The organism is Streptomyces solitudinis (assembly GCF_036323765.1).
Lineage (GTDB): Bacteria > Actinomycetota > Actinomycetes > Streptomycetales > Streptomycetaceae > Streptomyces.
This window is the reverse complement of sequence record NZ_JAZDCW010000001.1, coordinates 25,556-45,631: the sequence shown is the minus strand read 5'-3', so window position 1 is coordinate 45,631 and position 20,076 is coordinate 25,556. Positions and strand designations below refer to the sequence as shown.

Genomic DNA, 20,076 nt, shown 5'->3' with positions numbered 1-20,076 from the left:
CGACAAACTGACACCCGCCCCCTCCGCAGAGGTCTCAGAAACCTGCGCGAAGACCGGGCCTTCAGCCGGTTCACCGAAACCACCCCCGGCCCGGCCCAGGCAGGCCGCCGGGCTCGAAGAGTCGCCGCCCGACCGCCCGTCACGCGCACCGCAAGCTGTTCGACGAGAACACCGCGTCCCCCACCGAACTGGCCGCTGCCGCTTGACGGCATGGCAACGTGAGGTGTCTGCAACGGTGACGTAGAGGTCATCCGCTCCGTGGTGCGATGACGCCCTCGGCCGTCCCTCCGAGCAGGGGCGCCAGGTGCTCGGCCATCACGAGCAGGGTCCGGTCCGAATAGGCCGGTCCTACGAGCTGTTCCCGCAGCGTCCCCGCTCGTGGTTCCAGCGCTCGGCGCGACGGCGTACGACGCCGGCCTCTGGGCCGTGCGCCGCCGCGACGGCTGACGACCGGCCTCCCCGACGACCTGGTACCGGCCGCCGGACGCGGCCCGTTCTGCTGTGCCGCCGCCTCGCTCGCGGCGCCCGCCCCGGCTCAGCCGGCCGCCGGGGCGTAGGGGCGCAGGGCCGCGGCGAGTTCCTCGTGGACCCGCGCCTTGAGCAGGGTGCCGTCCGAGGTGTGCTCCTCGGACAGCAGCTCGCCCTCGGTGTGGACGCGGGAGACGAGGCCGCCCTCGGTGTAGGGCACCAGCGCCTCCAGCTCCACGGCCGGGTGGGGAAGCTCGGTGTCGATCAGCTCCAGCAGTTCGTCGATGCCGGCACCGGAGTGCGCGGAGACGACGATGGCGTGCTGCTCGGCCCGCAGGAGCCGCTGGAGGACGAGCGGGTCCGCGACGTCCGCCTTGTTGATGACGACGATCTCGGGCACGTCGGTCGCGCCCACCTCGCGGATGACCTCGCGGACGGCCGCGAGCTGCTCCTCGGGGACCGGGTGCGAGCCGTCGACGACGTGCAGGATCAGGTCGGAGTCGCCGACCTCCTCCATCGTGGAGCGGAACGCCTCGACCAGGTGGTGCGGCAGGTGGCGGACGAACCCGACCGTGTCGGCCAGGGTGTACAGCCGTCCGCTGGGCGTCTCGGCGCGGCGGACGGTCGGGTCCAGCGTGGCGAACAGGGCGTTCTCCACCAGCACGCCCGCACCGGTGAGCCGGTTGAGCAGGGAGGACTTGCCCGCGTTGGTGTACCCGGCGATGGCCACGGACGGCACCTGGTAGCGGCGGCGCTCCTGGCGCTTGACCTCGCGGCCGGTCTTCATGTCCGCGATCTCCCGGCGCAGCTTCGCCATCTTCTCGCGGATGCGGCGCCGGTCCGTCTCGATCTTGGTCTCACCGGGGCCGCGGGTGGCCATGCCGCCGCCGGACGAGCCGGAACCGCCACCGCCCATCTGCCGGGACAGCGACTGGCCCCAGCCGCGCAGCCTGGGCAGCATGTACTGCATCTGCGCGAGCGCGACCTGCGCCTTGCCCTCGCGGCTCTTGGCGTGCTGGGCGAAGATGTCGAGGATCAGGGCGGTGCGGTCGACCACCTTGACCTTGACGACGTCCTCCAGGTGGATCAGCTGGCCGGGGCTCAGCTCACCGTCGCAGACGACGGTGTCGGCGCCGGACTCCAGAACGATGTCACGCAGTTCCTGGGCCTTGCCGGAGCCGATGTAGGTGGCCGGGTCCGGCTTGTCCCGGCGCTGGACGACGCCGTTCAGCACGAGGGCGCCGGCCGTCTCGGCGAGCGCGGCCAGCTCCGCGAGGGAGTTCTCCGCGTCCTGGGCGGTGCCGGAGGTCCAGACACCGACGAGCACGACGCGCTCCAGCCGGAGCTGCCGGTACTCGACCTCGGTGACGTCCTGGAGTTCGGTGGACAGCCCCGCGACGCGGCGGAGCGCGGCGCGCTCGGAGCGGTCGAGCTGGTCGCCGTCACGCTCGCCGGCCGCCTCGTCGCTCCATGCGACGTCCTCCTCCATCAGGGCGTCAGCACGGCGAGCTGCGGCGTCGGTGCGCTGGCCGAGGTGCGGAAGAGAAGAAGAGAAGGTCAAGGGTGTCCTCACGTCGGTGAATGGGGCTCGTACCGTGTAACGCGCGCGCGGTCCCGGGGATTCCCGCCGGAGGCGGTCCGCGGCGGCCGGGCGCGCCGAGCCCCCTTGATGGTGGCACGCGGCGGTGGGCCCGTCACCCCGTTATCGCCGTCCTGCGGCCGTCGTGTCGCCGTCGTGCCGCTGTCGGCCGCGGCCGGGAGGCCGCAGGGCGGCGCCGCGTCCGCCGTGGGTCAGGGCGTGCCGGGGGCCCAGCCGGGGTGCCCGGGCATGGGCGGGGTCCGCTCGCCGTGCAGCCAGGCGTCGAGGAAGGGGCTGAGGTCCCGTCCGGCCACCGCGCTCGCCAGGGCCGTGAAGTCGGCGGTACCGGCCACACCGTGCTGGTGGCGCCGTACCCACTGGCGCTGCAACCGCTCGAAGGCGTCCGTGCCCATCTCCTGCCGCAGCGCGTAGAGGACCACGGCGCCGCCGTCGTAGACGACGGGCCGGAAGATGCCCGTGCCCTCGCCGCCCGCGGGTTCCTCCGGAGCCGCTGGCGGCCCGTCGGCGCGCCGCCAGCGGTCGAAGGACCCGTACGCCCGCCGGACGCGCTCCTCCAGTGCCGGGCCGCCGTTTCCGGCGGCGTGGAGCCACTCGTACCAGGTGGCGTGGCCCTCGTTCAGCCACAGGTCGCTCCAGCGGCGCGGACTGACGCTGTTGCCGAACCAGTGGTGTGCCAGTTCGTGCACCATGACGGACTCGCGGTACCACGCGGGGTGACCGGGGGCGGTGAAGAAGTCCAGGGGGAACAGGGACAGCGTCTGGGTCTCCAGTGCGAAGCCGAAGTCGGCGTCGGCCGCCAGCACGCCGTAGGTGGTGAAGGGGAACGGGCCGACGCGCTCCTCCATCCACCGCAGGTGGTCGGGCGTCTTCGCCAGCCACGGGACCAGCTCCTCCCGGCGGCCCTCGGGGACGACGTCGCGCAGCGGCAGGCCGTGCGGCCCCTCGTGCCGCACGACGACCGAGCGGTCGACCGTGACCTGCGCCAGTTCCGTCGCCATGGGCCGCGGCGTCCGGTACGTCCAGGTGGCGCTGTCCCCGTGGCGGCGGTGGCCCGTGGCGCGCCCGCTGGCGACGGCGGTGAAGGCGGCGGGCGCGGTGACGCGGAAGGTGAACAGCGCCTTGTCGGAGGGGTGGTCGTTGCCGGGGAAGACGTGGTGGGCCTCGTCGGGCTGGGCCGCCAGCACGAGGCCGCCGCTGCGGGTGCGCAGCCAGCCGCCGTGCCCGTCACCGCTGGTGGGGCTGGTGTGCCGGATGTCGATGCGCAGGTCCTCACCGCGCTCGGCGGGGAGGAGCGGGGTGAGGACGATGTCCTCACCGGCCGTCGTCCAGCTCACCGGGACGCCGTCGATCGCGGCCGAGCGGACCGTGCCCCCGGTGAAGTCCAGGTTGACGCGCTCCAGGCGGTCGGCGGTGACCTCGGCGTCGATGACCGTCCGCGCGGTGAGTGGCCCGTCCCCGTCGCCGTCGTACCGGAGGGAGATGTCGTAGTGGCGGACGTCGTAGCCGGGGTTCCCCAGGGCCGGGAACAGCCGGTCGCCGAGACCGAGTGGCCGCGGCTGCGGTGCGGCGGCGAGCAGGGCGAGGCAGAGGGCGACGGCGGTCGCGGCGGGGGCGGCGGTCGCCGCACGGCGCGGGGCCTTCGGCGTACGGGCGGTGATCATGGTCCACCGCTACCAGGGCCGCCCGGGACCGCGCCGACGGCGCGGCAGCGGCCCACCCGAACGGGTCAGGTGACGGGGCGGGTGGCGCGGACGACGTCGTAGACCCCGGGCACGCCGCGCATGGCGCGCATCAGGGCGGGCAGCGTCGCCGCGTCGGGCAGACGCAGGGTGTAGCGGTGCCGCACCCGCTGCTCGCGGGGCGGTTCGACGTCGGCGGAGATCACCTCGGCGCCCTGCACGGCGATGGTCTCGGTGAGGTCCGCCAGCAGCCGGGGACGTCCGAACGCCTCGGCCAGGAGCGTCACCCGGCACCCGCCCGCGTCCGGCTCCCAGCTGACGGACACGGGCCGCCGTCCGGCCGCCGTCATGCGCGCGACGGCCGCGCAGCCCTCGCGGTGCGCGGTGACGGCGGCGCCCCGCACGGCGAAACCGGTGACCGGGTCGGGCGGCACCGGGGTGCAGCAGCGGGCCAGCCGGACCGTGTGTCCCGGCAGTCCGACGGCGACGGCGGTGCTGTCCCCGGCGGGCGCCGGGGCGGGCGGGGCCCACGCGCGCTGGGCGCCCGCCCGTCCGGAGCCGGGCTCGGGCGCCGGGCTGCCCTCCGGATGGGCGTCCAGCCAGCGCCGGATCGCGATGCGGGCGGCGGGGGTGCGGACGTGGCTCAGCCATTCGGGTGACGGCCCTGAGGTGCCCTCCGGGGCCATGAGCAGTTCGAGCACGTCGCCGTCGCGCAGGACCGTCCCCAGCGTCGTGAGCCGCCCGTCCACGCGGGCGCCGATGCAGCTGTGGGCCCCGGCGCCGTGGCGGGCGTAGGCGGCGTCGACGCAGGTGGCGCCGGCGGGCAGGTGCAGGGTGCCGGAGGCGGCGACGGAACCGCTGTCGGTGCAGAAGACGGTGATCTCGCGGTCTTGGGCCAGGTCGTCGCGCAGGTGGGCCCAGAAGGTGTCGGGGTCGGGGGCGTCGTTCTGCCACTCCAGGAGCCGGGAGAGCCAGCCGGGGCGGGTCGGGTCGGACCGCTCGCCCTCCGGCGCGGCGTCCTCGGCGGGGGCGGCCTGGCGGTGCGGATCGCCCAGGGCGATGACGCCGGCCTCGGCGACCCGGTGCATGCGGTGGGTGCGCACCAGCACCTCGACGACCCGCCCCCGGGCGTCGGCGAACGCGGTGTGCAGCGACTGGTAGAGGTTGAACTTGGGGACCGCGATGAAGTCCTTGAACTCCGCGATCACCGGGTTGAAGCAGGTGTGCAGCTCGCCGAGGACGGCGTAGCAGTCGGCGTCCTCGGCGACGAGGACGAGCAGCCGCCCGAAGTCGCAGGGGCCCAGCGCGCCGCGTTTGATCCCGGCGCGGTGCACGGACAGGGCGTGCCGGGGCCGGATGTGGACCTCGGCGTTCACCCGGGCCTCCCGCAGGACGGCGCGGACCAGGTCGGCGGCCTCGCCCAGCGGGTCGGGACCGTCGGCGTGGGCGCGCATGACCTCCTGGGTGCGGGCGTGCTCCTGCGGGTGGAGGATGGCGAAGACCATGTCCTCCAGCTCCGTCTTGAGCGCCTGCACGCCGAGCCGTTCGGCCAGCGGGATGAGCACGTCCCGGGTGACCTTGGCGATGCGCACCTGCTTCTCCGGGCGCATCACGCCGAGCGTGCGCATGTTGTGCAGCCGGTCGGCGAGTTTGATGGACATGACGCGCACGTCGCTGCCGGTGGCGACGAGCATCTTGCGGAACGTCTCGGGCTCGGCCGCGGCCCCGTAGTCGACCTTCTCCAGCTTGGTGACGCCGTCCACCAGGTAGGCGACCTCGGCGCCGAACTCGGCGCGGACCTGCTCCAGGGTGACGTCGGTGTCCTCGACGGTGTCGTGCAGCAGCGAGGCCGTGAGCGTGGTCGTCTCCGCGCCGAGCTGCGCGAGGATCAGGGTGACGGCGAGCGGATGCGTGATGTAAGGCTCGCCGCTCTTGCGCATCTGGCCCCGGTGGGAGGACTCGGCCAGCACGTAGGCCCGGCGCAGCGGGTCGAGCCGGGCGCCGGGGTGGTGGACGCGGTGCGCCTGGGCCACGTGTTCGAGGGCGTCGGGCAGCCTCCCGCGCGGCGCCGAACCGTTCACGGCGGCCCGGCTGAGCTTCCTGAGGCTTCGTACCGCGCTCATGGCAGCCCCCTCGAAAGGTGTCGCACCGTCAGTTGCCTGATGCTACCGACCACACCACGCGACGCCGACCGGGTGGTCCAGAGCGTGGCGTGGATCACTCCATCGGGCGATCTCGGTTGACGGCGTGGGGAGTTCGCGCGGAGCGCGGGGTGGGCACACGGCGCTCAGCCGGCGACGAGCCAGTGCGGGTCGAGGGTGCCCTCGGCGACGATGACGGCCGGTCCGGTCATATCGATCCGGCCGTCGGGGTGCTCGGTGATCTCCAGCCGTCCGCCGGGGACGTCCACGGTGTAGGTGACCGGCTGCCCGTCCGCGGCCGGGTCGGCGCCGTCCCGCCGGGCGGCGGCGACCATCACCGCGCAGGCGCCCGTCCCGCAGGAGCGGGTCTCGCCCGAGCCGCGCTCGTGCACCCGCAGGGCGACGTGGCGCGGGCCGCGGGAGACGACGAACTCGACGTTCGCTCCCTGCGGGTAGGCCGCCCCCGGCGTCACCCGGGGCGCCTCCAGCAGGGGACCGGCCTCGGCGAGGTCGGCCACGAAGGCGACGGCGTGCGGGTTGCCCATGCTGACGTTGCGGGCGGGCCAGCGGCGCTCCCCCACGGCGACCGTGACCGGGGCGGCGTCGTCGGCCAGCACCGCGCGGCCCATGCCGACGGTCACCGTCCCGGCCCCGGACAGCCGCACCCGGCGCACCCCGGCCCGGGTGGCGACGGAGAACTCCTCGTCCTCCACCAGCCCCGCGCGGTGCAGGTACCGGGCGAAGACGCGGACGCCGTTGCCGCACATCTCGGCGACGCTGCCGTCGGCGTTGCGGTAGTCCATGAACCACTCGGCCTCCCCCGCCATCGGCCGGGCCTCGGGATGGGCGGCCGAGCGCACGGCGCGCAGCAGGCCGTCACCGCCGATCCCGGCCCGGCGGTCGCACAGCCGGGTGACGGCGGCGGCGGACAGGTCGAGCCGCCCTTCGGCGTCGGGGATGATCACGAAGTCGTTCTCGGTGCCGTGCCCCTTGAGGAACGCGGTCGGCGCGGGAGGCTGGGCTGCGGTGCTCACCCCGCGATCGTACGGGAGGTGCCGCCGCGCGCCGAAGCCGAGCGGCGCCCGCCACCGGGCGGCCCCGCGGCGGCTGCCCGCGCGGGCAGCCGCGCCGGGCGGCTACCTGAGCCGCGCGACCCGCCAGACGGCGAGCGCCACGAGCGTGCCGCACACCAGGGCGTACAGCACCGTCACCCGCCACTGGGCGCGGCGGCCCGAGTGGCGCGGCGGGAGGCCGAACCAGGCGGCGCCCGCACGGCGGGTGGCCATCATGCCCCAGCCCGCGGCGCAGCCCGTGATGAGCAGGCCGAGCATGGCGACGACCGCTCCGCCGTCACCGAACTCGAAGGCCAGCGGGAAGGCGAACATCAGCGAGCCGAGCACGGCCAGACCGACGATGGGGGCGAGCTGCCAGATCCGCAGCCGGCGGGGCGGACGCAGTTCCGCGTACGACTCGCCGCCGTCACCGGGCGCGTCGAGCTCCTCCGCGCCGTCGTCCGGCAGCTCCGCGAGGACGTCCTCCGCGGGTGCGCCCGCGACCGGGTCCACGGCACGGCCGCTCTCGTGCACCCGCGTGGTGCGCCCCGGCTCCAGTGCGTGGTCATCGCTGCTGCGAGGGCCGGCTTCCATCGCCACGTGCCCTCCCCACTTCAACGGCGTTGCGGCTAGAGGGTCGATGATGGCACGCCCGTGCGGCCGCCCACGGCGTGCGGAGCGTCCCGATGCCATGACGTGATCAGGCTGTGACCGCTCGTTCGACGAGGGCCAGCGCGCGCCGCGGCAGCGCGGCCCGGTCCTGCGCCGCGCCGCTCAGCCACCGCACGCGCGCGTCGCGGCGGAACCAGGAGTCCTGCCGCCGCGCGAAGCGCCGGGTCGCGCGGACGGTCTCGTCGCGGGCCTCCTCCAGCGTGCAGTTCCCGGCGAGGGCGGCCAGCACCTGCTGGTACCCCAGGGCGCGCGAGGCGGTGCGGCCCCGGGCGAGCCCCGCGTCCGCGAGCGTGCGGACCTCCTCGACCAGCCCGGCGTCCCACATGGCGTCCACCCGGCGGGTGATGCGCCCGGCCAGCTCCGGGCGGCCGACGTCGACCCCGAGGTACAGGGTGTCGTAGACGTCCAGCCGGGCGCCGGGGGCGGGGAGCTGGGCGGTGAAGGGACGCCCGGTCAGCTCGATGACCTCCAGGGCGCGGACGATGCGGCGTCCGTTGCCCGGCAGGATGGCCGCTGCCGCGTCCGGGTCCGCCGCGCCGAGCCGCGCGTGCAGCGCGCCGGGGCCGCGCTCGGCCAGCTCCGCCTCCAGGCGGGCGCGCACGGCCGGGTCGGTGCCGGGGAACTCCAGTGCGTCCAGGGCCCCGCGCACGTAGAGCCCGGAACCGCCGACGAGGACGGGGACGCGGCCGAGGGCGAGCAGCCGGTCGATCTCGGCGCGGGCCATCCGCTGGTACTCGGCGACGCTCGCGGCCTCGGTGACGTCCCAGACGTCGAGCAGGTGGTGCGGGACGCCCTGCCGCTCCGCGCGGGTGAGTTTCGCGGTGCCGATGTCCATGCCCCGGTAGAGCTGCATCGAGTCGGCGTTGACGACCTCGCCGCCCAGTTCCCGGGCGAGCGCGACGCCCAGGTCGGACTTCCCGGCCGCCGTGGGACCGACGACGGCGATGACCTGGGGGGCGGCGGGAGCGCTGTTCACGTCCCTCAGTCTCGCAAACCGCGCCCGCGGGGCGCGAGCGGCGGCGTCTTCCCGCCCGGCCGGGCGGGAGGCGTCCGCAGGAGGCGGGCCGCGCACGGCGCCGCCCGATACCATCGGCTGCAGGCGGCCACACGGCGCGACCGTGCCCGTGCGTCCCGCCCCGAGGAAAGGTCCCGCCCCATGAGCCTCATCGACAAGCTGAAGACCCTGCTCGTCAAGCACGACACGAAGGTCGGGAAGGCCGTGGACCAGGCGGCCCGCATGGCCGACAGGAAGACGCGCGGCAAGTACAGCCGCCAGATCCACAGCGGCAGCCGGAAGGCCAGGGACGCCGTGGAGCGGATCTCCGACGAGCGGCGGCGGGACGGCGGCGGGACGGGCGGCGCCCCGGGCGCCGGTCCCCGACCCTGACCGGCGGCACGGCCCGCGCCTCAGCCGCGCGGGACCGCCCGCCGCCGTCCGGCCCGCGCGGGGCCGAAGCCCCGCGCCGGGGCGTCAGGACCAGCGGGCGACGAGGTAGCCGACGCCGTACGGCGCGCTGTCGTACAGCAGCTTGCCCGTGAGCCGTGTGCCACGCCCGGCGCCGGCCAGCACCTGCCAGCCGGCCCGCCCGGAGACCTGGAGTTCGTAGCCCAGTTCGGCGTCCAGCGCGGCGAGCCCCGCGGTGTCCGCGGTGCCCAGCGCCCTGGCGGCCTCCGCGTCGTACGCCGCGGCGCGCTCGTCGAAGTAGCCGGGCGCCTTGAGGGTGCGGCAGGCGCTGCCGTCGCCCATGACGAGCAGCGCCACGCGCTCCTCGCCCTGGACGAGTTCCCGGCCGGCCGCCGCGCAGTGCTCGGGGGCCAGCGCCTGCCCCACCCCGCGTCCGGTCACGGGGGCGGCGTCCCAGCCGTGCCGCTCCAGCAGCCACGCGGCGACCGCGAGCGACGCGGGGAGCGGGCGCTCCCCGCCGGGGCCGCGGCCGAGCGTGACGGTGAGGTCCACGCCGAAGCCGCTGAAGGAACCGCGGCTGCCGGGCGGATACGCGCCCCGGGCGGCGGGATCGGCCGGTCCCACCACGGCCAGGCGGTCGGGCCGGGCGGCGGCCAGGGCGTCCAGGGCTTCGGCGCAGGCGGACCTGGCGTCGTCCATCTCGTGAGCGGCGCCTCTCGCGACCTCGGGCACCAGCAGCGGGGGGCAGGGGCAGGCGGCGGCAGCGGCAAGCATGGGGCGCAGCCTAGCGCCGCGAGCGCGTGGCGTAACCGTTCCCGCACGCGTCGGCGCGGACGCTACCGGCACGGGGGCCGCCCGTGCGGTCACGTTGACGGCCGCCCGCCCGCAGGTGACGCGGCGCCCCCGGGGCGCCGCGCGGGCCGTCAGCGGATGCCGCAGCCGTCCTGCTGCGGCGGCAGCGGCTCCGGGACGCCGACCGTGGGCAGGCCCAGCAGCACACCCGCCGCCCCGGCGGGGGCGGGCTTGGCGGTGCGGGCCTCCCAGGCGTCACCCGCGCGGGTGCGGCGCACCCCCAGGGCCGGCCCCTCGGCGAGCAGGTGGTGCGGGGCGGCGTAGGTGACCTCCACGGTCACCGTGTCGCCGGGGCGCACCGGCTCGTCCGGACGGGCGAAGTGCACCAGCCGGTTGTCGGGCGCCCGGCCGGAGAGCCGCCGCGTCACGTCGTCCTTGCGGCCCTCGCCCTCGGCGACGAGCACCTCCAGCCGCCGCCCGACCTGCTTCCTGTTCTCCGCCCAGGAGATCTCCTCCTGGAGCGCCACCAGCCGCTCGTAGCGCTCCTGGACGACCTCCTTGGGGATCTGTCCGGGCATCTCGGCGGCGGGCGTGCCCGGGCGCTTGGAGTACTGGAACGTGAACGCCTGCGCGAAGCGGGCCTCGCGCACGACGTGCAGCGTCTCGCGGAAGTCCTCCTCCGTCTCGCCGGGGAACCCGACGATGATGTCCGTGGAGATGGCCGCGTCCGGCATGGCGGCGCGCACGTTCTCGATGATGCGCAGGAACCGCTCCTGCCGGTAGGAGCGGCGCATCTCCTTCAGCAGCCGGGAGGAGCCGGACTGGAGCGGCATGTGGAGCTGCGGCATCACGTTCGGCGTCTCGGCCATCGCCGCGATGACGTCGTCGGTGAAGTCGCGCGGGTGCGGGGAGGTGAAGCGGACGCGCTCCAGGCCCTCGATCCTGCCGCAGGCGCGCAGCAGCCTGCCGAACGCCTCACGGTCGCCGATGTCGCTGCCGTAGGCGTTGACGTTCTGTCCGAGCAGGGTGATCTCGATGACGCCCTCGGCCACCAGCGCCTCGATCTCCGCGAGGATGTCGCCGGTCCTGCGGTCCTTCTCCTTGCCCCGCAGCTGCGGGACGATGCAGAAGGTGCAGGTGTTGTTGCAGCCGACGGAGACGGAGACCCAGGCCGCGTACGCGCTCTCCCGCCGCGTCGGCAGCGTGGAGGGGAACGCCTCCAGCGACTCGGCGATCTCGACCTGCGCCTCCTGGCGCACCCGCGCGCGCTCCAGCAGCACCGGCAGCTTGCCCACGTTGTGCGTGCCGAAGACGACGTCGACCCAGGGCGCCCTGGCGACGATGGTGTCCCGGTCCTTCTGGGCCAGGCAGCCACCGACGGCGATCTGCATGCCGGGCCGGGCGGCCTTCCGCGGCGCGAGCTGGCCGAGGTTGCCGTAGAGCCGGTTGTCGGCGTTCTCCCGCACCGCGCAGGTGTTGAAGACGACGACGTCCGCGCCGTCCGCTCCCTCGGGCGCGCGCACGTAACCGGCGTCCTCCAGCAGACCGGCCATCCGCTCGGAGTCATGGACGTTCATCTGGCAGCCGAAGGTGCGCAGCTCATATGTCTTCGCAGTCATCTCAGTCGACCAGGGTACGCGCTCCCAGGCGGGGGCCGCCCCTCCCCTCCCCGGGGAGCCGGATGGCAGGATCAAACCATGCTCACCCTCCGCGGCCGTCCCGCCGGGCGGCGCCGGGCGCTCCGGAGCGCCGCCGCCGTCCTCGCGGCGCTGGCGCTGCTGGCGTGGTGGCTGCTGCCGGACGCGGGACCGCGCCCCGGAGGCCGGATCACCTTCGCCACGGGATCGCCCACCGGCGTCTACGAACGCTACGGGGCACTGCTCCAGGACCGGGTGCGGGCGAAGCTGCCCCGGGTGGAGATGGCGCTCATGCCCAGCCAGGGATCGGTGCAGAACATCGAGCGCGTCGTGGCGGGAACGGCGGACTTCACGATCGCCCAGGCCGACGCGGTCGCCGCCCACCTCGCGGCCGGCGGGCGGGGCGCCGCGGGGCTGCGGGCGTGCGCCCGGCTCTACGACGACTACGTGCAGCTCATCGTCCCCGGCGGCTCCCCGGTGCGGGAGGCCGCCGACCTCCGGGGGCTGCGGGTGGGCGTCGGGCCGCTGCGTTCGGGCGTGCGGCCCATCGCCCGGCGCGTGCTCACCGCCGCCGGTCTCGACCCGGACCGCGACGTCACCGCCGTGCACGAGGGGATCGACACGATGCCCGCGCTGCTGGAGTCCGGCCGGCTCGACGCGTTCTTCTGGACGGGCGGGCTGCCCACCTCCGCCGTGCAGCGGCTGGCCGCCCGCACGGACGTCCGGCTCGTGGGGCTGGGCGGTCTGGTGCCCGCCCTGCACGCCCAGGCACCGGAGGCGCGGCACTACCGCGCCGCGGTGCTGCCCGCCGACGCGTATCCCAACGTGCGGGGCGGGCGCGCGGTGGAGACGATCGCGGTGGCCAACCTCCTGGTGACCGACGAGCGGGTGGACGCGGACGTGGCCGAGGAGCTGACGCGGGTGCTCATCGGCAGCCGGGACCGCATAGCGCGTGAGGTGCACGCCGCCCAGCGCGTCGACCTGCGCACCGCGATCTACACCGATCCGCTCCCGCTGCACACCGGCGCCCAGCGCTACTACCGCGCCGTCAAGCCCTGAGAGCCGCCGGGCCGCCGCCCGGCCGCGTACCGCCGGTTCCGGCGCGCGCCGTCCCCGGGGCGCTCACGGCTCCGCGCCGGGGGCGGCCCCGCGGACGGCGTCGGCGGCGTGGCGCAGGGCGCCCGGATCGGCGGCGGGCAGGGCGGCGGCCAGGTGGCCGTCGGGGCGCACGAGCAGCACCGTGTGGGCCGCCGCGTCCGGGTACGCCTCGGTGACGAGCACCTCGGCGGGCAGCGGCAGGCCGCGCACGGCGGCGGCCAGCTCCGGCATGAGGCCCGCCCGCGTCCAGTGGCGGCTGTCCCAGACGCGGGCGCCGGGGGCGACCAGCACCACGAGCAGGTCCCGGCCGAGCCGCTGCCGCAGCGGATGGCGCTCGCCGTCGAGCGTGGTGACGGGCACGTCCTCGGCCACCTGGCCCGGCGCGGTGCCCACTGGCACGCCGCCGCCGTACGTCAGCGGTGAGGCGCCGTAGGCACCGGGCGCGCCGAGGACGCCGCGGCCCAGGTGCCCTTCGGTGAGCAGGGTGAGCGGGCCCCGGCCGCCGGGCAGCAGCGACCGCAGAGCGCCGCCCCGGACCAGCGGCAGCGCCTGGTCCAGGGCGCGCAGCCGGGCGACGGACGCGCCGCGCCGCTCGTCCTGGTAACTGTCCAGGAGGGCCGGGGAGGCGCCGTGGTGCCAGGCCAGGGCCAGCTTCCAGGTCAGGTTGTCGGCGTCGCGCAGCCCCTCGTCCACGCCCTGGGTGCCGAGCGCACCCAGCAGCCGGGCGGCGTCCCCGGCGAGGAAGGCCCGCCCGCTGCGCCAGCGGCGGGCCAGCCGCTGGTGCACGGTGTGGACCCCGGTGTCCAGCAGCTCGTAGGACGGCTCCCGCTCCCCCGTCCAGGCGGTGAGGGTGGCGTAGACGCGTTCGAGCAGGGCGTCGGGGGTGACGAGGTCGCCGCGCGGCGGCAGCGGCCAGTCCAGCCGCCACTGTCCGCCGGGCAGACAGCGGGCGCACACCTCGGCGGGACCCCCGGGCACGTCGCGGTGCAGCAGGGCCTCGTCGGGCCAGGGCAGCGCCGCCCTGAGCGTGGCGACGGCGTGCCGCTCGACGGACGTGCGTCCGGGGAAGCGCACGTCCAGCAGCTTGCGCACGGTGGAGCGCGCGCCGTCGCAGCCGACGAGGTAGCTGCCCTCGACGGCGGCCTCCCCCTGCCCCGCGGTCCGGACGCGCACGCCGTCCTCGCGCTGTTCCAGGGCCACCAGGCGGCTGTGCGGTGCGACGCGGACGAGTTCGCTGTGGTGCGCGGCCGTGCGGAGGGCTTCGGTCAGGGCGTGCTGGTGGAGGTGGAAGGGGGCGTCGCCGGGCGGGAAGTCCTCCTGGTGGACGGTCTGCCTGCGGCGCAGCGTGCGCCAGACCCGCCAGTGCGCGCCGGTGAGCACGGCGGCGCCGGCCAGCCGCTGCGCGAGCGCGGCGGTGTCGGAACGCAGGACGCACGTACGGGCGGGACGCGGGACGGGGGCGCCGTCCCCGGCCTCCAGCACCACCGAGGGCACCTCGTGGCGCGCGAGCCCCAGCGCGAGGGCGAGCCCGACCGGGCCCGCGCCCACGACGATCACCGGTTCCACGGCACCGGGACCGTCAGGTCCGCACCTTCCCGCCGGTCCGGATGGTGCGGCGGACTCAGGGCTGACGGCCGGGCGTGGGGCGTGATCACAGACGTATGCAACCCACTGCCCGTACGGGCCGTCAAGTGACGGCCCGTACGGGCAGTGGGTGTGCGCCTGGCCGGGCGGACCGGCCGCCGGGCGGCGGGCGGAACGCGCTCCTCAGCGGCCGTCGCTGAGCGCGTCCTCGACCTCCACCGCGTCGGCGTGGGCCACCTTGACCCCGGGCCGGGTACGGCGGCCGCGCCGCTCGATCCAGCTGGCGAGGGCGGACAGGGCCATGCACATCGCGATGTAGACGGCACCGATCACGATGATGACGGTGACGTAGGGGTTGTCGCCGTCGATCAGGGTGTTGCGGGCGATGAGCTGCCCCGCGTAGAGGAGTTCCTCGTAGACGATGATGTAGCCGAGCGAGGTGTCCTTCAGGGTGACCACGAGCTGGCTGATCATGGCGGGCAGCATGGCCCGCACCGCCTGCGGGATCTGGATGGTGAGCATGACCTGCGTCTTGCTCATGCCCAGCGCGTAGGCCGCCTCGACCTGGCCCCGGGGGACGGCGAGGATGCCCGCCCGCAGCACTTCGGCCTGCACGGCGCCGTTGTAGACGGTGAGACCGAGTACCAGCGCCCACATCGGCTGGTTCGTGAGGAACCCGGCCCAGATGACGAAGATCGTGATGAGCAGCGGCACCGCGCGGAACAGCTCGATGAACGCGGTGGCGAACCACCGCACCGGGGCGTGGTCCGACAGGCGCGCCACCGCGAGCAGAGCGGCCAGCAGCAGCGACAGCACACCGGCGAGCACGAACGCCTTGAGCGTGCTGACCAGACCGGTGAGGATGCCGTCGATGATCCCGGAGTACTGGAACATCTCCCACATCTCCGGGTCGAGCTGGCCGGAGGCCGCGACGCGGGCGATGCCGAAGACGAGGAGGGCGGCCACGGCCAGGCCGCCGATGACGGAGATGAGCAGGTTGCGCCGCTTCGCCCGGGGGCCGGGCGCGTCGTACAGGACGGAACTCACCGTGCCACCCCCATCTGCCGCTCAAGCGCCCGGAACAGACCGCTGATCGAGAAGGTGATGATCAGGTAGGCGAGGGCGATCCAGAAGAAGACGATCATGATGTTGTATCCCATATCGCTCAGATCCTTCTGGGCGCCGAAGAGTTCGGTGTTGCTGAACGCCCCCGCGATCGCGGAGTTCTTCGTCAGGGCGATCAGGATGCTGCTCATGGGCGGCAGCACGGTCCTGGTGGCCTGCGGCAGCACGACCAGGCGCAGCGTCTGCAGGAAGGTGAGGCCGACGCTGCGGGCCGCCTCCGCCTGGCCGACCGCCACGGTGTTGATGCCCGAACGCACCGCCTCGCACACGAACGACGAGGTGTAGAAGCCGAGCGCGAGGATCGCCAGCACGTAGGGGCTCATCCCGGGGAAGAGCACCTCGGGCAGGATGAAGAAGGCCACGAAGAAGAGCAGCAGCAGCGGGGTGTTGCGGAGCACCGTCACCCAGGCCGTGCCGAAGGCGCGCAGCGGGGGCACCGGGGAGACCCGGCAGCCCGCGACGAGCAGCCCCAGGACCAGCGCGATCAGGGCACTGACCACCGTGAGCGAGACGGTGCCGATGAATCCTTCGCGGAACAGCGCGAAATTGTCGACCAAAACGTTCATAGGTTCTCCGCGACTCCTCCGCGCGGGCAGTCAGGGGCTGCTGCCTGAAGGGTGTGCCCCGCACCACCGCGCGGTCGTGCGGGGCACACGAGAGTTGTCAGTACCGGTCGAGGGCGGGCGGTTCGGTGAACTCCGAGCCCGACTGGCCGAGTGTCGCGTCGTACGCCTTGCGGTAGTCGCCGTTGTCGATGTGGCTCTGGATCGCGTCGTTGACCGCCTCGCGCAGGGCGTCGTCGCCCTTCTTCAGGCCGATGCCGTACGGCTCCTCGCTGAAGGTCTCGCCGACCACCTTCAGGTCGTCCGGCCGCTGGGCGGCGTAGCCCTTGAGGATCGCGTCGTCCGTCGTCATCGCGTCGACCTGCCCGTCGACGAGCTGCTTGACGCAGTCGGTGTACTTCCCGAGCTCGACCGTGTCGGCGCCGAACCGGTCCTTGTTCTCGGTGATGTTGCGCAGCGGCGTGGAACCCTTGATGGAGCACACGGTCTTGCCCTGGATGGTGTCCGGGCCCTTGATCTCCTCCTCGTCCTTCCGCACGAGGAGGTCCTGGCCCGCCATGTAGTACGGGCCGGCGAAGTCGACCTGGTTCTTGCGCTCGTCGTTGATCGTGTACGTACCGATCATGAGGTCCACCTGGCCGTTGGCCACGGCGGTCTCCCGGATCGAGGAGTCGATGGTCTTGAACTCGATCTCCTTCTCCGGGTCGAAGCCCAGGCTCGCCGCGATCATCTTCGCGATCTCGACGTCGAAGCCCTCGTACTCCTTGGTGCGCGGGTCCTGGAAGCCGAGGAAGGGCTGGTCGGCCTTGGAGCCGATGACGAGCTTGCCCCGGTCCTGCGCCGCCTTGAGCACGGACGAGTCGATGTCGACGTTCTCGGCCACGGCGTAGGTGGGAAGCTCGGGGCTGTCGGCGCCGCTCTCGTCGCCCGGGTCCCCCTCCTTGCCGCCGCAGGCCGTGGCGGCGAGGGAGAGGACGATCGCAGCGGCTGCCGCGGCACCGGTCTTGCGGAGTTTCATGTGGATTCCCTTGGGATGAGGTGGGCGTGGCCCGCCGGGCAGGTTGGTCAGTGCGCCAGGATCTTGGAGAGGAAGTCCTTGGCCCGGTCGCTGCGGGGGTTGCTGAAGAACTGGTCGGGCGTGGCCTCCTCGACGATCCGCCCGTCGGCCATGAAGACCACGCGGTTCGCGGCGGAGCGGGCGAAGCCCATCTCGTGCGTGACGACGATCATCGTCATGCCGTCCCTGGCCAGCTGCTGCATGACCTCCAGGACCTCGTTGATCATCTCCGGGTCGAGCGCGGAGGTCGGCTCGTCGAAGAGCATCACCTTCGGCTCCATCGCCAGGGCGCGGGCGATGGCCACCCGCTGCTGCTGGCCGCCGGAGAGCTGGGCGGGGTACTTGTCGGCCTGGCTCCCCACGCCCACCCGGTCCAGCAGGGCGCGGGCCCGCTCCTCGGCCTCCGCCTTGGGCTTGCGGCGCACCTTCAGCTGGCCCAGCGTGACGTTCTGCAGGACCGTCTTGTGCGCGAAGAGGTTGAAGGTCTGGAAGACCATGCCCACGTCCGCACGCAGCCTCGCCAGCTCCCTGCCCTCGGCGGGCAGCGGCCTGCCGTCGATGGAGATCGCGCCCGAGTCGACCGTCTCCAGACGGTTGATGGTGCGGCACAGGGTGGATTTGCCGGACCCCGAGGGCCCGATCACGACGACCACCTCACCCCGGGCGATGGTCAGGTCGATGTCCTGGAGCACGTGCAGCGCACCGAAGTGCTTGTTGACGTTGTCCAGCACGACCAGCGGGTCCGCCGCCTCGGCGTCCTTCGTCACCGGTACTGCGCTCATCGGCGTCACTTGCTCCGTCCTCGTCGGTTGAGGGGACCTTAGTGACCAGCGGGAACCAGCGTCAGCACATCTGAGGGGAAATTGAGCATAACGATCAGGCCACGGCCGGGCACGTTCTGTGATCGCATGACCGGGGAGCGTACCGGGTGCATAACGGAAGTTCCGGTGTCCCCCGTGTGCACTTGACGCAAACCCCGCGGGTGGGCGTGGATGCAGGAGCGGAAGACGGAAGAGGAGACGGCATGCGGTTGCTGCTGGTGGAGGACGACGACCACGTCGCCGCCGCGCTCTGCGCCGTCCTCGCACGCCACGGCTTCGACGTCGTCCACGCCCGCAGCGGCGAGGAGGCGCTGGAGCACCTGCTGCCGGACGGCAGGGGAACGCCCTTCGCCGTGGTCCTGCTGGACCTCGGCCTGCCCGACCGGGACGGCTTCGAGGTGTGCGGCAGCATCCGGCGCCGCACCGCCACCCCTGTGATCATGGTGACGGCCCGGGCCGACGTGCGCTCGCGCATCCACGGGCTCAACCTCGGGGCGGACGACTACGTCGTCAAGCCCTACGACACCGGTGAGCTGCTGGCCCGCATACACGCCGTCAGCCGCCGCTCCGCCGCTGGCGAGCCGCCCGCGCCGGAGACGCCCGAGGAGCCCGCTGAAGGAGGGCTGCTGCGGCTGGGTCCCGTGCTGATCGACGCCGCGGGCCGCCGGGTGACGGTGGAGGGCGTCCCCGTCGCGCTCACCCGCAAGGAGTTCGACCTGCTGGCGCTGCTCGCCCAGCGGCCAGGCGTCGTCTACCGGCGTGAGCAGATCATCAGCGAGGTGTGGCGCACCAGCTGGGAGGGCACGGGGCGGACCCTGGAGGTCCACGTGGCCTCGCTGCGGTCCAAGCTGCGGCTGCCCGCGCTCATCGAGACCGTGCGCGGCGTCGGCTACCGGCTGTCCGCACCGGCCGCCTGAGCCCGGCGCGATCCGCCGGTGCGCGCCCGCCTGCTGCCGCTGCTCATCGTCCTGATGGCCGGTGTCCTGCTCGCCCTCGGTTTCCCGCTGGCCGCCAGCATGGCCGCCACCGAGCAGCAGCGGGTCGTCGTCGACCGGATCGATGACACGGCGCGCTTCGCCTCCCTCGCCCAGTTCGTCGCCGCCCGCCCCGCGCCGCTGTCCCGGGCGGCCGCGGAGGCGCGCGTCGCCGAGGAGGAGCAGGACGAGCGGCTGTCCACACTCACCGAGGAACTGGACCGCTACCACGAGCTGTACGGCATCCGGGCGGGGGTGTTCTTCCGCGACGGGCGGGCGATGGCCGCCTCGCCCGACGGCTGGCGGGTGCCCCGCACGGGGGAGGGCGCGGCGGCGTTCGCCGAGGCGCTGGCGGGCCGCCGCAGCCACGACCCGCCGCAGGTGTGGCCGTGGCAGCGCAGCCGCATCGCCGTGGCCTCGCCGGTGATCCGGGACGGCGACGTGGTCGCCGTCGTCCTCACCGACTCCCCCACCGGGCCGCTGCGCTCCCGCATCCTGCGCGACTGGCTGCCGCTGGTGGCCGGCGAGGCGGCGGCCATGCTGCTCGCCCTGGGGGCGGCCACGCGGCTCGCCGGCTGGGTGCTGCGCCCGGTCCGCGATCTGGACAAGGCCGCGCACGGCATCGCCACCGGACGGCTCGCCTCGCGGGTGGCCGCGGCCGGCGGGCCGCCGGAGCTGCAACGGCTGGCGCGGTCCTTCAACGAGATGGCCGACCACGTCGAGGACGTCCTGGAGCAGCAGCGCGCCTTCGTCGCCGACGCCTCGCACCAGCTGCGCAACCCGCTGTCCGCGTTGCTGCTGCGCATCGAGCTGCTGGGGCTGGAGCTGCCGCCGGGCCACGCCGACGTCGCCTCGGTGCAGGCCGAGGGCAAGCGGCTGGCCCGGGTGCTGGACGGTCTGCTGGGCCTGGCGACGGCCGAGCACAGCCCTGCGGACCTGCGGCTGACGGACGTGGGGGCGCTCGCCGCCGAACGCGTCGCCGCGTGGCGTCCGGTCGCCGAGCGCGGCGGGGTGGTGCTGCGTACGGCCGGCGCGGCGGCGGTCACGGGGTGGGCCGACCCGGTGGCGTTGTCGAGCGCGCTGGACGCCGTCGTGGACAACGCCGTGAAGTTCACCCCGGAGGGCGGAGAGGTGACGGTGACGGTGGCCGCGGCGGGCGACCACGTGACCGTCGAGGTGCTGGACGGCGGTCCCGGACTCACCGAGGAGGAGCTGGAGCGCGTCGGTGACCGGTTCTGGCGCAGCGGCCGCCACCAGAACGTCTCCGGTTCCGGGCTGGGACTGTCCATCGCCCGTGCGCTGCTCGCGGCGGGCGAGGCGACGATCGCCTATGCCTGCGGCGAGGAGCGCGGCCTGCGGGTGACGATCACCCTGCCGCGCACGGCGAGGTGAGCCGGGGCTCCCGCTG

The 20,076-nt window shown here is 74.3% G+C and carries 17 protein-coding genes; 4 read left to right on the top strand and 13 right to left on the bottom strand.

The features are described 5' to 3' along the window. Positions 1-535: 535 nt before the first annotated feature. The 6 genes from hflX to miaA all read right to left on the bottom strand — a co-directional run bounded on the left by hflX (position 536) and on the right by miaA (position 8,588). Complete coding sequence (hflX, locus tag V1J52_RS00165; RefSeq protein WP_330137426.1) at positions 536-2,029, bottom strand: GTPase HflX; 1,494 nt, start codon at positions 2,027-2,029, stop codon at positions 536-538. A 230-nt stretch (positions 2,030-2,259) separates the two neighbouring features. After that, positions 2,260-3,729 (bottom strand): M1 family metallopeptidase, encoded by a 1,470-nt coding sequence (locus V1J52_RS00160; protein ID WP_330137425.1) that lies wholly within the window; start codon positions 3,727-3,729, stop codon positions 2,260-2,262. A 65-nt stretch (positions 3,730-3,794) separates the two neighbouring features. Then, complete coding sequence (locus tag V1J52_RS00155; RefSeq protein ID WP_330137424.1) at positions 3,795-5,870, bottom strand: RelA/SpoT family protein; 2,076 nt, start codon at positions 5,868-5,870, stop codon at positions 3,795-3,797. A 164-nt stretch (positions 5,871-6,034) separates the two neighbouring features. Continuing rightward, complete coding sequence (gene dapF, locus V1J52_RS00150) at positions 6,035-6,922, bottom strand: diaminopimelate epimerase (protein ID WP_330137423.1); 888 nt, start codon at positions 6,920-6,922, stop codon at positions 6,035-6,037. Positions 6,923-7,024: 102 nt separating this feature from the next. Next, positions 7,025-7,534 carry a hypothetical protein gene (locus tag V1J52_RS00145; RefSeq protein WP_330138074.1) on the bottom strand — a complete coding sequence of 170 codons (510 nt, stop codon included), beginning with the start codon at positions 7,532-7,534 and terminating at the stop codon, positions 7,025-7,027. A gap of 106 nt (positions 7,535-7,640) precedes the next feature. Next, positions 7,641-8,588 carry a tRNA (adenosine(37)-N6)-dimethylallyltransferase MiaA gene (gene miaA / locus V1J52_RS00140; protein ID WP_330137422.1) on the bottom strand — a complete coding sequence of 316 codons (948 nt, stop codon included), beginning with the start codon at positions 8,586-8,588 and terminating at the stop codon, positions 7,641-7,643. Positions 8,589-8,768: 180 nt separating this feature from the next. Here miaA and V1J52_RS00135 point away from each other — a divergent pair, with 180 nt between their 5' ends. Continuing rightward, a complete protein-coding gene (locus tag V1J52_RS00135; RefSeq protein ID WP_330137421.1) occupies positions 8,769-8,999 on the top strand; it encodes an antitoxin in 231 nt (76 codons plus the stop codon). 84 nt (positions 9,000-9,083) lie between these two features. Here the strand turns inward: V1J52_RS00135 and V1J52_RS00130 are convergent, their stop codons facing one another. Together V1J52_RS00130 and miaB are read right to left on the bottom strand one after the other, a co-directional pair. Continuing rightward, positions 9,084-9,791 carry a class III extradiol dioxygenase subunit B-like domain-containing protein gene (locus V1J52_RS00130; protein WP_330137420.1) on the bottom strand — a complete coding sequence of 236 codons (708 nt, stop codon included), beginning with the start codon at positions 9,789-9,791 and terminating at the stop codon, positions 9,084-9,086. 149 nt (positions 9,792-9,940) lie between these two features. Then, positions 9,941-11,428: a tRNA (N6-isopentenyl adenosine(37)-C2)-methylthiotransferase MiaB gene (gene miaB / locus V1J52_RS00125; RefSeq protein ID WP_330137419.1), complete on the bottom strand. Its 1,488-nt coding sequence runs from the start codon at positions 11,426-11,428 to the stop codon at positions 9,941-9,943. A gap of 78 nt (positions 11,429-11,506) precedes the next feature. Between miaB and V1J52_RS00120 the strand changes: the two genes are divergently transcribed. Next, entirely contained in the window at positions 11,507-12,505 is a 999-nt protein-coding gene (locus tag V1J52_RS00120; protein WP_330137418.1) for a TAXI family TRAP transporter solute-binding subunit, read from the top strand. Positions 12,506-12,568: 63 nt separating this feature from the next. Here the strand turns inward: V1J52_RS00120 and V1J52_RS00115 are convergent, their stop codons facing one another. From V1J52_RS00115 to V1J52_RS00095, 5 genes are all read right to left on the bottom strand, one after another. Beyond that, on the bottom strand, positions 12,569-14,110 hold the full coding sequence (locus tag V1J52_RS00115) for an FAD-dependent monooxygenase (protein ID WP_330137417.1): 1,542 nt from the start codon (positions 14,108-14,110) through the stop codon (positions 12,569-12,571). A gap of 201 nt (positions 14,111-14,311) precedes the next feature. Further along, complete coding sequence (locus V1J52_RS00110; protein WP_330137416.1) at positions 14,312-15,175, bottom strand: amino acid ABC transporter permease; 864 nt, start codon at positions 15,173-15,175, stop codon at positions 14,312-14,314. Further along, a complete protein-coding gene (locus V1J52_RS00105; protein ID WP_330137415.1) occupies positions 15,172-15,819 on the bottom strand; it encodes an amino acid ABC transporter permease in 648 nt (215 codons plus the stop codon). Before V1J52_RS00105 ends, V1J52_RS00110 begins: the two co-directional genes overlap by 4 nt. A gap of 97 nt (positions 15,820-15,916) precedes the next feature. Then, complete coding sequence (locus V1J52_RS00100; protein ID WP_330137414.1) at positions 15,917-16,834, bottom strand: glutamate ABC transporter substrate-binding protein; 918 nt, start codon at positions 16,832-16,834, stop codon at positions 15,917-15,919. A 47-nt stretch (positions 16,835-16,881) separates the two neighbouring features. Next, positions 16,882-17,655: an amino acid ABC transporter ATP-binding protein gene (locus V1J52_RS00095; RefSeq protein ID WP_330137413.1), complete on the bottom strand. Its 774-nt coding sequence runs from the start codon at positions 17,653-17,655 to the stop codon at positions 16,882-16,884. A 242-nt stretch (positions 17,656-17,897) separates the two neighbouring features. Between V1J52_RS00095 and V1J52_RS00090 the strand changes: the two genes are divergently transcribed. Together V1J52_RS00090 and V1J52_RS00085 are read left to right on the top strand one after the other, a co-directional pair. After that, complete coding sequence (locus V1J52_RS00090; protein WP_330137412.1) at positions 17,898-18,611, top strand: response regulator transcription factor; 714 nt, start codon at positions 17,898-17,900, stop codon at positions 18,609-18,611. A gap of 18 nt (positions 18,612-18,629) precedes the next feature. Beyond that, positions 18,630-20,060 (top strand): sensor histidine kinase, encoded by a 1,431-nt coding sequence (locus tag V1J52_RS00085; RefSeq protein ID WP_330137411.1) that lies wholly within the window; start codon positions 18,630-18,632, stop codon positions 20,058-20,060. Positions 20,061-20,076: the final 16 nt, after the last annotated feature.

What these genes read in the sequence shown, in the direction of transcription:
- V1J52_RS00095 (WP_330137413.1), bottom strand. Translation starts at nt 17,655, where the DNA reads ATGAGCGCAGTACCGGTGACGAAGGACGCCGAGGCGGCGGACCCGCTG.
- V1J52_RS00120 (WP_330137418.1), top strand. Translation starts at nt 11,507, where the DNA reads ATGCTCACCCTCCGCGGCCGTCCCGCCGGGCGGCGCCGGGCGCTCCGG.
- V1J52_RS00090 (WP_330137412.1), top strand. Translation starts at nt 17,898, where the DNA reads ATGCGGTTGCTGCTGGTGGAGGACGACGACCACGTCGCCGCCGCGCTC.
- V1J52_RS00135 (WP_330137421.1), top strand. Translation starts at nt 8,769, where the DNA reads ATGAGCCTCATCGACAAGCTGAAGACCCTGCTCGTCAAGCACGACACG.
- V1J52_RS00160 (WP_330137425.1), bottom strand. Translation starts at nt 3,729, where the DNA reads ATGATCACCGCCCGTACGCCGAAGGCCCCGCGCCGTGCGGCGACCGCC.
- V1J52_RS00105 (WP_330137415.1), bottom strand. Translation starts at nt 15,819, where the DNA reads ATGAACGTTTTGGTCGACAATTTCGCGCTGTTCCGCGAAGGATTCATC.
- V1J52_RS00130 (WP_330137420.1), bottom strand. Translation starts at nt 9,791, where the DNA reads ATGCTTGCCGCTGCCGCCGCCTGCCCCTGCCCCCCGCTGCTGGTGCCC.
- miaB (WP_330137419.1), bottom strand. Translation starts at nt 11,428, where the DNA reads ATGACTGCGAAGACATATGAGCTGCGCACCTTCGGCTGCCAGATGAAC.
- V1J52_RS00155 (WP_330137424.1), bottom strand. Translation starts at nt 5,870, where the DNA reads ATGAGCGCGGTACGAAGCCTCAGGAAGCTCAGCCGGGCCGCCGTGAAC.
- V1J52_RS00145 (WP_330138074.1), bottom strand. Translation starts at nt 7,534, where the DNA reads ATGGAAGCCGGCCCTCGCAGCAGCGATGACCACGCACTGGAGCCGGGG.
- V1J52_RS00100 (WP_330137414.1), bottom strand. Translation starts at nt 16,834, where the DNA reads ATGAAACTCCGCAAGACCGGTGCCGCGGCAGCCGCTGCGATCGTCCTC.